Source organism: Nocardia tenerifensis NBRC 101015, assembly GCF_000308715.1.
Classification (GTDB): Bacteria; Actinomycetota; Actinomycetes; order Mycobacteriales; family Mycobacteriaceae; genus Nocardia; species Nocardia tenerifensis.
Genome location: NZ_BAGH01000546.1, coordinates 1 through 10,388, shown reverse-complemented (window position 1 = coordinate 10,388; position 10,388 = coordinate 1). Strand labels below are relative to the sequence as shown.

At 69.7% G+C, this 10,388-nt stretch carries 9 protein-coding genes; 6 read left to right on the top strand and 3 right to left on the bottom strand.

The window, feature by feature from the left end:
- Positions 1 to 25: 25 nt before the first annotated feature.
- A complete protein-coding gene (locus tag ON39_RS35985; RefSeq protein ID WP_040740846.1) occupies positions 26 to 547 on the bottom strand; it encodes an AfsR/SARP family transcriptional regulator in 522 nt (173 codons plus the stop codon).
- Positions 548 to 765: 218 nt separating this feature from the next.
- On the opposite strand from ON39_RS35985, the gene ON39_RS35980 reads away from it, so the two are divergent.
- From ON39_RS35980 to ON39_RS35965, 4 genes are all read left to right on the top strand, one after another.
- Entirely contained in the window at positions 766 to 1,404 is a 639-nt protein-coding gene (locus tag ON39_RS35980; RefSeq protein WP_040740844.1) for a DUF4097 family beta strand repeat-containing protein, read from the top strand.
- Positions 1,405 to 1,445: 41 nt separating this feature from the next.
- A complete protein-coding gene (locus ON39_RS35975; protein ID WP_040740840.1) occupies positions 1,446 to 2,561 on the top strand; it encodes a serine hydrolase domain-containing protein in 1,116 nt (371 codons plus the stop codon).
- 153 nt (positions 2,562 to 2,714) lie between these two features.
- Positions 2,715 to 2,903 (top strand): ferredoxin, encoded by a 189-nt coding sequence (locus tag ON39_RS35970; protein ID WP_040740838.1) that lies wholly within the window; start codon positions 2,715 to 2,717, stop codon positions 2,901 to 2,903.
- Positions 2,904 to 2,946: 43 nt separating this feature from the next.
- A complete protein-coding gene (locus ON39_RS35965) occupies positions 2,947 to 4,170 on the top strand; it encodes a cytochrome P450 (RefSeq protein ID WP_040740837.1) in 1,224 nt (407 codons plus the stop codon).
- Here the strand turns inward: ON39_RS35965 and ON39_RS35960 are convergent.
- Positions 4,160 to 5,035 (bottom strand): alpha/beta fold hydrolase, encoded by an 876-nt coding sequence (locus ON39_RS35960; RefSeq protein WP_040740835.1) that lies wholly within the window; start codon positions 5,033 to 5,035, stop codon positions 4,160 to 4,162. The genes ON39_RS35965 and ON39_RS35960 overlap by 11 nt on opposite strands.
- A gap of 106 nt (positions 5,036 to 5,141) precedes the next feature.
- On the opposite strand from ON39_RS35960, the gene ON39_RS35955 reads away from it, so the two are divergent.
- Positions 5,142 to 8,588 (top strand): ATP-binding protein, encoded by a 3,447-nt coding sequence (locus ON39_RS35955; protein WP_211336300.1) that lies wholly within the window; start codon positions 5,142 to 5,144, stop codon positions 8,586 to 8,588.
- Between the two features lie 9 nt (positions 8,589 to 8,597).
- Here the strand turns inward: ON39_RS35955 and ON39_RS35950 are convergent, their stop codons facing one another.
- Entirely contained in the window at positions 8,598 to 9,485 is an 888-nt protein-coding gene (locus tag ON39_RS35950) for an SDR family NAD(P)-dependent oxidoreductase (protein WP_040740833.1), read from the bottom strand.
- Positions 9,486 to 9,555: 70 nt separating this feature from the next.
- On the opposite strand from ON39_RS35950, the gene ON39_RS35945 reads away from it, so the two are divergent.
- A partial coding sequence (locus ON39_RS35945) for a LysR family transcriptional regulator (RefSeq protein WP_040740832.1) occupies positions 9,556 to 10,388 on the top strand: 833 nt, incomplete at its 3' end.

Genomic DNA, 10,388 nt, shown 5'->3' with positions numbered 1-10,388 from the left:
CGGGCCACCAACTCGGTCAGCTCATTCACCTGCTCGGCGCCGCGGCCGAGACGGATCTCCGCGTCGTACCGATCCTCCAGCGCGGCCAGCCGCAGCCCTCGAACCGGGTGATCACGGCGTCGACGGCCGCGCTGTCGCGCACCTCGACGCCCTGCATGAACGTGCCGCGCCACAGGTCGAGGGCCTCGCCGAGCAGCTCGGCCTGGCGCGCGTCGTCGCCGCCACGGGCCTGATCCACCAATTTCTCGAAGCGCACCGCGTCGACCGCGTTCGGCGCCACGGCCAGCCGGTATCCGCCGGCCTGCACGTCGAGCGATCCGTCCGGCAGCACCTTGCGCAGCCGGGAGACCAGCGCCTGCAGGGCGTTGGCCGCGTCGGCGGGCGGCTGCTCGCCCCAGATCCAGTCCACCAGGGTCGATTTCGGCACCGCGCGGCCGGGCTCGAGCGCGAGGGCGATCAGCAACGCCCGCAACCGGGCTCCCGGCAACTCGATCAATTCGCCGTCGTCCGCCCGGATCTCGAGCGGCCCACACATCCCGATCTGCACCGGACCAATCTGCCATGGCGGTCGGCGGGGTGCTCGAGCCTGGCGGTCCAGTGCCTCCCGACGATCTCCGCACACGGGCTGTGAACAGGCAAAACGCCGTGTCAGCGCGCGTGTCAGTCCGGCGTCAGGTCGGTATCAGCCGGGCTGGCGACAGTAGTCACATCAACGGCACGGGGCGCACGGCTTCCGGGCTTACACACACCGAAGGAGCAGCCGCCATGACCACATTCCAGACCCCCGAACCGATCGCCGTCACCGTCGACGTCCTCTCCGGCGACGTCACGGTCATCGCCTCGGACCGCACCGACACCGTGGTGCGGGTGCTGCCTGCCGACGCGGCCAAGAAGGGTGACGTGCGCGTCGCCGAACAGACGCAGGTCGACTTCACCGCGGGCACGCTGACCGTGCGGACGCCGAAGCAGTGGCGGACCTACACCCCGTTCGGCGGCAACCCGTCGATCGCGGTGACCATCGAGGTGCCTACCGGCTCCCGGCTGACCGCCACGGGCGGGGTCGGCCGGCTGTTCGGCGCAGGCGAGCTCGGCGAGAGCGACCTGGAGATGGCCGCGGGCGACATCATCGTCGAGCGTCCGCAGGGCTCGGTGACCGCGAAGACCGCCAAGGGCGATATCCGCATCGGCGAGGCGGTGCGCGGTGTGCTGCGCCTCGAAACCTCCTACGGCGAACTGGAAGTCGGCATCCACCCCGGTAGCGCGGCACGGCTGGAGGCCAACAGCGCGCAGGGCGCCGTGCACAACCAGGTGCGGCCGCTCGACCGGACGAGCGACGAGACCGTACAGGTCTACGCACGAAATGCGTTCGGCAACATCGTCATTCGTCAAGCCAGCGCCGCTTAGTCAATTACTTCCCCGAACACGACATCCAGAGAAGAGGAATCATGAACACCCAGTCCCCCGCCGCGGCCGAACGTCCCGAGCTTCAGCAGCTGATCCAGGACATCGTCGATACCGGATTCACCGGCATAACGATGCGTGTGCACGACGAGCACGGCGAGTGGGCCGGCAGCGCCGGACTGAGCGAGCTCGGCGGCACCGCGAAGCCGCCGATCGACGGGCACGTCCGAATCGGCAGCAACACCAAGACTTTCACCGCGACGGTGGCGCTGCAGCTGGTGGCCGAGGGCAAGATCGACCTGGACACCCCGGCGGCGGAGTACCTGCCCGAGTTCGACCTGGACGAGCGGATCACGGTGCGAATGCTGTTGCAGCACACCAGCGGAGTGTTCAACTTCACCGGCGAGTACTACCCCGACGGCACGATGGTGCCGGGGATCGCCTCGTCCAACGTGGGCAAGGAGTGGGTGGACAACCGGTTCAAGACCTACTCGCCGCAGGATCTGGTGCGGCTGGCCCTGTCCAAGCCCGCGCGGTTCGAGCCGGGCACGGGCTGGAGCTACTCCAACACCAACTATGTGCTGGTCCGGCTCATCATCGAGAACGTCAGCGGGCGACCCGTCGAGGAGGAGATGCGGCGGTTGATCTTCGAACCGCTCGGGCTGACCGGCACCTCGGCGCCGACCACCTCGACGGAGGTGCCCGAGCCGCACGCGCACGCCTACTACCGATACGAAGAAGACGGGCAGGAGAAGACGGTCGACGTCACGAGCCAGAATCCCTCCTGGATCTCCAGCGGCGGCGACATGATCTCCACCACGCGCGACCTGCACACCTTCATCTCCGCGCTGGTGACCGGGCAGCTGCTGCCTGCCCCGCTGCTGGCCGAGATGTACAAGACCCACCCGACGGGCATCCCGAACATGGACTACGGACTGGGGGTGTTCGTGCTGGACACCGGCGACGGCGGAACCCTCATCACGCACAACGGCGGCATGGCGGGTCACGGGGCGCTGATGTACAGCACGCCCGACGGCGCCAAAACCCTGACCGCCACGCTGAATTCGGTGGACGACGTCACGATGTCGCTCGCCGTGCCGTTCCAGCAGGCGATGCAGCGGCTCGTCGACGTGGTCTTCTGCGGCGTGCGGAGCGAGTGAACGCAAGACCGGCCTGGTCTCGACGACCAGGCCGGTGCACTGGCCGGTTCGTTATCGGTCTACCAGGCAACAGGTTTCGCGTGAGCATTTCGAGTTCACAGTTCCAGCGACGCGAACAGCACGCGGACGCAACATAATTCAGGAGGTATCACCATGGAAATCAGGGTGGATCGCGAGCGTTGCATCGGCGCCGGGATGTGCGTGCTGACCGCCCCTGACGTATTCGATCAGGACGCCGAGGACGGCCGGGTCCTACCGCCGGACTCCGCGTTCACCGAGGACCCGGCCGTTCGCGAAGCCGCCCTCGTGTGCCCGTCCGGCGCGATCACCGTCTCCGATTAGCACGCCTACCAACATCTTTCGTACTCGACTGTAGGAACCCCTGATGACGCAAACGATTCCCGTCCCGCACGGCCTGCCCATGCAGCGCAACGCCGGTCCCTTCGATCCGCCCCGCGAGATCACCGCCCTGCGCGAGGCGCGCCCGGTCAGCCCGATGATCTTCCCCGACGGCCACGAGGGCTGGCTCGTCACCGGTTACGACGCGGTCCGTCAGCTCATGGCCGACACCCGGTTCAGCTCGCGCCAGGACATCGGCGTCGTCCACGTGCCGTACGAGACCCCGGGCATGCCCGCCCCCACCGAGCCCTCGCCGCCGCTGCCCGGCCTGTTCGTCGCCATGGACCCGCCGGACCATACTCGGTTGCGGCGCAAGCTCATCGGCGCCTTCACGGTCAAACGCATGAAGCAGCTCGAGGACCACATCATCGAGCTCACCGAGCGGCAGCTGGACGAGATGGCGCGGCTGCCCCAGCCCGTGGACCTGGTGCAGGCGTTCGCGCTGCCGGTGCCCTCGCTGGTGATCTGCGAACTGCTCGGCGTTCCCTACGAGGATCGGGCGAACTTCCAGGCCAACTCCGCCCAGTTCCTGGTGAAGGACCAGACGCTCGAGGAGAAGATGGCGGCGTTCGGCTCGATGAACGCCTACCTCGCCGAACTCGTCACGCACAAGCGCACCTCGCCCGGTGCGGATCTGCTGTCGGATCTGGCCCGCGACGACGATCTGTCCATCGAGGAGCTGACCGGCATCGCCTTCCTGCTGCTGCTCGCCGGCCACGAGACCACCGCGAACATGCTGGCGCTCGGCACCTTCGCCCTGCTCGAGCACCCGGAACAGCTCGCCGAACTGCATGCCGACCCCGAGTTGGTCCCCGACGCCGTCGAGGAACTCATGCGCTACCTCTCGGTCGCCGACATCTTCTATCGCTACGCCACCGAGGACATCGAGCTCGGCGGGGAGACCATCCCCGAGGGGTCGACCGTCGTCGTCTCGCTGCTGGCCGCCAACCGCGACCCGCACCGTTTCGCCGACCCCGACACCCTCGACCTGCACCGCAAGGCGCGCGGCCACCTGTCCTTCGGCCACGGCATCCACCAGTGCCTCGGCCAGCAACTGGCCCGCATCGAGATGCGCGCCGGTTTCGCCGGACTGCTGCGCCGGTTCCCGACGCTCCGGCTCGCCGTGCCGGCCGAGGAGGTGCAGCTGAGGACGGACATGAATATCTATGGCGTCCATGAGCTTCCGGTCACCTGGACGGCTAGCGATTGAGCAGGGCGCGCAGGGCTTCGGTGACGGCGGCCGGGGACTCCTCGGCCATGAAGTGCCCGTAGCCGACGGTTGCGTGGTGGAGATCCGGAGCCCAAGCGCGCCAGAGGGATTCGGCGTCGAAGCCGAGTGCCGCGCCCCAATCCTGTTGCAGCACGGTGACCGGCATGCGGAGGCGGTTGCCCGCGTCGCGGTCGGCGCGGTCGTGGGTCAGGTCGATACCCGCCGAGGCGCGGTAGTCGGCGACGATGCTCGGCACGGCGTCGGCACTGGCCCGCAGGTAGGCGGCGCGATACTCGGGCGGGATGGCGGCGGGGTCGCGGGTCCAGATGTCGAGGAAGTGGCCGAAGAAGGCGTCGGCGGAGGCGGCGATCATCTGTTCGGGCAGGCCGGGCGGCTGAGCCATCAGGTACAGGTGGAAGCCGACGGCGGCCGTGACGCCGTGCATGACCTCCCACATGTCGAGGGTGGGCAGGACGTCGAGGGAGGCCAGGTGGGTGACGGCGTCGGGGTGGTCCAAGCCCGCGCGGATGGCGACCAGCGCGCCGCGGTCGTGGCCCGCCAGGGCGAAACGGTCGTGGCCGAGGGCGCGGGCGACGGCCACGATATCGGCGGCCATGGTGCGCTTCGAGTAGGTGTCGCCGGTGTCGGCGGGCTTGTCGCTGTCGCCGTAACCACGCAGGTCGGGGCAGATGACGGTGTGGTCGGCGGCCAGGTCGGCGGCGACGTGGCGCCACATGAGGTGGGTCTGCGGGAAGCCGTGCAGCAGCACGATCGGGCTGCCCGCGCCGCCGACGGCGACATTGAGTTCGACCTGGTCGGCGACGGCGATCCGCTGGTAGTCGAATCCGGTAATCTTCGGTGTCATGAGGTGCCTTTCCGGTGTTCGTGGGTGACGTCGGACAGTCTTCGCACACGCGGTCAGCAATCGGTCAGCAGCGACTGAGTGCCGTGTCGACCGGCCGGGTGGCGGCGTGGCGCGGCTGAGCTTCGGCGTGCTCGGACCCGTTCGCGCCGAGCGCGACGGGCAGCCGCTGGCCTTGAAGGGCCCGCGGCACCGCGCGGTGCTGGCGCGACTGCTCGTCGCGCGTGGCCGCGTGGTGTCGGTGGACCAGCTGATCGATGACCTGTGGGAGCGGCCGCCGCAGGGCGCGGTCGGCGCGATTCAAACGTTCGTCGCCGATCTGCGGCGGGCGCTGGAGCCCGACCGCGCGCCGCGCGCCCCGGCCGAGGTGCTGGTGTCCGTCGCGCCCGGGTACGCACTGCGCACCGAGCCGGAAGCGGTGGACGCGGACCGGTTCGAGGCCGCCGTCGCCCGCGCCGCCGAACTGCTCGCCGCCGAGCACTTCGACCGCGCCTTGGAAACCCTCGATGCGGCACTCGCGCTGTGGCAAGGCTCGCCCTACGCGGAGTTCGCCGAATACGGTTGGGCGCGTGCGGAAGTCGATCGGCTCGACGGACTGCGCGCGCTGTGCGTCGAACACCGCGCCGCCGCGCTCATCGGTCTCGCGCGGCCGGCCGAGGCGGTGCCCGCGCTGAATACGCTGCTCACCGAGCACCCGCTGCGCGAGCACGCGTGGCGGTTGCTCGCCGTCGCGCTGTACCGATCCGGCAGGCAGAGCGATGCGCTGGCGGCGCTGCGCCGAATCCGTCAACTGCTGCGCACCGAACTGGGGGCCGACCCCGGTCCCGAACTTCAGCGCGTGGAGGCGGATATCCTGAGCCACGCGCCACACCTACAGGCCGATACTCGAACACCCCCGCAGACAGGGGATTTCGTCGGACGTCGATGGGAATTCGCGGCGATACAGCACGCGGCCGGTGATGCCGCCCGGCACAGTCGGGTGCGGTCGGCGCTCGTGGCAGGGGAAGCCGGAGCGGGCAAAACCGCACTGGCTGAGCAGATTTCGTCCGCGCTGGCCGCATCCGGCTGGATAACGGCGCGAGGCGAGAGCCCGGCGGAACTCGGCGCCCCGCCCGGCTGGGCGTGGACCCGGATCCTCTCGGCACTGACCGCGGTCGCGCCCGCACTCGACGCACCCAGGCCAGCCCGCACTAGGAACCACACGACGACAGCTGAGCCGGCCTACCCTCGAACAGGCACAGGCGGTCCCGGCAACGCTACAAGCGATACAGCGGCGGCCGACCCGGCGCACATCCCAGCCGGCACACACGATTCAACCCGCGCGACAAGCGATACCGGGACTGCTGACTCGACGCATGTGCCAGCGGGAACGTACAGCCCGGCCCACACGGACAACGAGGAGGCGGCTTCGGATCCAGCCGAGGCCCGATTCCTGTTCCACCGGGCCGCAGTGGAATACGTGGAAGCGTTGGCGCGGCAAGCGCCGGTTCTGCTGGTCTTCGATGACATCCACAATGCGGGGACCGAAACTCTCGACCTGTTGACGGCTCTCGTCACCGGGGGCACGGCGGGCCCGGTGTTGATTCTGGCCACGTATCGCAGCACGGAGATCAGCGCTGAACTCACCGCCGCGCTCGGCAAGGTCGCGCCCTATGAACCGGTGCGCGTGTATCTGAGCGGTCTGTCCGAGGCCGATACCGCCGCGCTCGTGGGGGAGATCGCCGGGCCGGACGCGGCCGAGCGCGACGCGTCTCGAATCCATCGGCGCAGCAATGGAAATCCGTTCTTCGTTCGTGAGCTGGCCCGCCTGCTCCGGGACGAAGGGCCGGACGCGCTCGACGCCATCCCGGCGGGCGTCCGGGAGGTCATTCGTCACCGCATGGCGACGTTGCCCCAGTCGGCGCGGACCCTCGTCCAACAGGCCGCGGTGTTCGGCGAGGAGGTCGATCGCGAGCTACTCGCCGATCTCACCGGCGACGAGGGCAACGCACTCGACAGCATCGAAATCGCCCTGGCGGCAGGGTTGTTCACCGAACAGGCCAGCGGAGCGCTCCAATTCACCCACGCCCTGGTGCGCGACACCGTCTACCGCGACATCAGCGGCCCGCGCCGCGCGCAGTGGCATGCCGAGATCGGTGCTCTGCTGGAAAGCCTCGGCGCGACAGACGTTTCCGTCCTGGCGCATCATTTCGTCCGGGCGCACAGCCGGGCCACGGCGGCGCGTGCCGCGAGGTACGCCGCGGCCGCGGCGGTGGCGGCCGAACGAGGCTTCGCCCTCACCGAGGCGGTGCGGCAGTGGCGCGCGACCCTCGACGCCCTCGATCGCCTGCCCGAACCCGACCTGTCCGCCCGCCTCGACGCGACCGTCGGGCTCGCCAGGGCGTTGGCGGTCACCGGTCACCTGGCCGAGGCCCGCCGGTACCGTGGACAGGCCAGCACGCAGGTCGAGCATGGGGTCGATCCGGTGCAGGCCGCGCGCGTGATCTCCGCCTTCGATATCCCGGCGGTATGGACCGCCAACGACGACCCCGAGTTGTCGAGCCGCGTCGTCACCGCCGCCGAACACACCCTCGCCCGCCTGCCCGCCGAAAACCGCGCACTGCGGGCCAAATTGGACACGACGATCGCCCTGGAGCTACGCGGCGCCGACGACGACCGCGGCCGCCGAGCGGCCCGGGACGCCGAGACGATCGCCAGGACGCTCGACGATCCCGCCCTGCTCGCCTTCGCCCTCAACGGCCGCTTCATGCACACCTTCCAACGTGCCGGGCTGAGCGCGGACCGTGGCCGCATCGGCGACGAACTCATCGTGCTGAGCCGACAGCACCGATTGGTCACGTTCGAGGTCCTCGGCGAACTCATCGCCATGCAAGCAGCCTGCGCGACAGCCGATTTCACGACGGCGGACGACCATGCGAGGGCGGCGGACCAGCTGGCCACGGACTACGAACTACCGATGGTCGGCGTCTTCACCCACTGGTACACCGCCTTGCGCACCTCACTCACCGGAAGCCCGCGCGACGCCGAAACCGCCTACCGCGCAGCGGCGAAGAAGCTCACCGGCAGCGGGATGCCCGGAGTCGAGCAGGGCCTACTCCCCCTGGCCCTGCTCTGCCTCCGGTTGCGACACGGCCTGCCCACCGACGACCCGACGGCGGCTTGGGGACCGTACGAGCCTTGGGTTCGCCCGATCTTGCTCTTGGACAACGGGCTTCACGACGAGGCAGCCACGGCGCTGAAGGCCGTGCCCGACTCCCCGCGAGACCTCCTGCTCGAACTCCGCACCTGCCTCGTCGCCCGCGCCGCCCTCGCCCTCGGCGACGAACCGGTGATGCGCCGCTGCCACTCCCAATTGAGCCATGCCGCAATGGAACTCGCCGGCGCGTGCAGCGGCCTGGTCACCCTGGAGCCCGTCGCACACTACCTAGCCCAGCTGGCAGCGGCCCTCGGCAGACCGGAAGCCGCCGACGAGCATCGCCGCCAAGCACTGGCCATCGCCCGAAAAGCGAACTCGCCGCATCTCAACGCGGCCGTCAACGCTGCAGAGCAGCGCTGAACCCGCCTTCTACGGAGTGAGCAGCAGATCCTGCTCGGCCAGCGGTGTGCCGGAATGCCACGGCACCACCTCGCCGAAGCGGATCAGTTCGCCGTACTGCTCGGGATCGACGCCCGGCGTGAGCGCCAGATCCAGCACGGCGCGAGCGGCTTCGGCAGGGGTTTGAGCCTGGCGGTAGTCGCTGAACCACGGGCGCGAGGTAGCGGTGTCGACCATGCCGGGGCAGACCGAGGCGATCAGGGTGCCGGTGGCGAGATCCCGCTCGCGGCGCTCGGCGGCGACCGCGCGCACGGCGGCCACCTGCGCGACCTTCGACGGAATGTTCAGCCAGCGCGGCCAGCCCGCCTCCTCGGCCGTCTTGGCATGGATTGCGGCGCGCCAGGATTCGACCGCGTACTCCACCTGATCGAGAGTCGCGTTGTCGAACAGCGGGTGCAGTCGTTCAGGCAGGTGGCCGAGGGTGCCCAGCGAACTGGCCACCACGAGCAGCCGCCCGCCCTCGCGCAGCAGCGGGCCGAAGGTGCGCAGGATGGTGTGGGTCGCGGTATTGGCGACATCGATGTACTCGTCGGCCATCGCGGACTGGGAATGCTCGGGCAGCAGCCTGGTGGTCGCGTTGGAGATCAGAATGTCCACTCCCCCATGGCTTTCCCGCAACTCTGCGGCGAGGGCGGCGATGTTCTCGGCGTGCGCGACGTCGAGCACCCGGCCCTCCACCCGGCTGCGCGTGCCGGGCGCGGCCGCGACCTCACCCGCGGCGTCCGCCACCCGCCGCGGGTCGCGGCCGGTGAGCAGCACCAGATCCGCGGGGTCCAACCGAGCGGCCAGCCCCTCGGCGAGCGCTCGGCCAAGACCTTGATTCGCCCCGGTCACCAGGGCAATGCGTGCGTTGTTCATGACTTCACGTTAAGAACGTCCGAGCCATGAGTCCAACGAGATTCGAGCACATCTGGTATGCGTAAACGTCATGGACTTCACCGATGTCTCGCTGACCGCGCTACGCGTCTTCCGCGCCGTCGCCGAGCAGGGCACCTTCACCGCCGCGGCGGGTGCGCTCGGCTACACCCAGTCCGCGGTCTCCCGTCAGATCGCCTCGATCGAGCGGGCGGCGGGCACCGAACTGCTCGAACGGCATCGTGAAGGCGTGAAGATTACGGCCGCAGGACATCTCGTCTTGCGCAGGGCCACGACGGTGCTCGATCAGATCGATGCGACGGCGCGCGAACTGTCGGGACTGTCCGCGCAGGCCGCGACGGTGCGCGTCGGCTGGTTCCCGAGCGCGGGCGCCGTGCTCCTGCCGACGGCCATCGCGGCACTGCGCCGGACCCACCCCGGCATCAACGTCGTGAGCCGAGAAGGCAGTACGCCCGCGCTGGTTCGCGCGCTGCGCGCGGGCAGTCTCGACCTGGCCCTGATCGCCTCCGCGCCGCCGTTCCGCGCGCCGGACAACGAGTCACCGGCGCTGGTCCTGCGAACCCTCACCGAGCGCAGCCTGTGCGTCGCGGTGCCCGCCGCGCATCCGCTCGCGCGCGGGGACTACGTCGACGTCGCCGATCTGCACGGCCGGCAGTGGATCGCCGGACCGAACACCAGCGAAGACCGGTTGATGGGCGTCTGGCCCGGCCTGGACGAGCGACCCGAGATCGTGCACACCGCCCGCGATTGGCTCGCCAAACTCCACTTGGTCGCCGCCGGTTGCGGTTTCACGACCATCCCGGCCGTCCTGGCGCCCGCCGCGCTGCCCGGCGTGCGCGTGCTGCCGGTCCGCGGCGGGCCGCAGGAGCAGCGGCGACTCCTGCT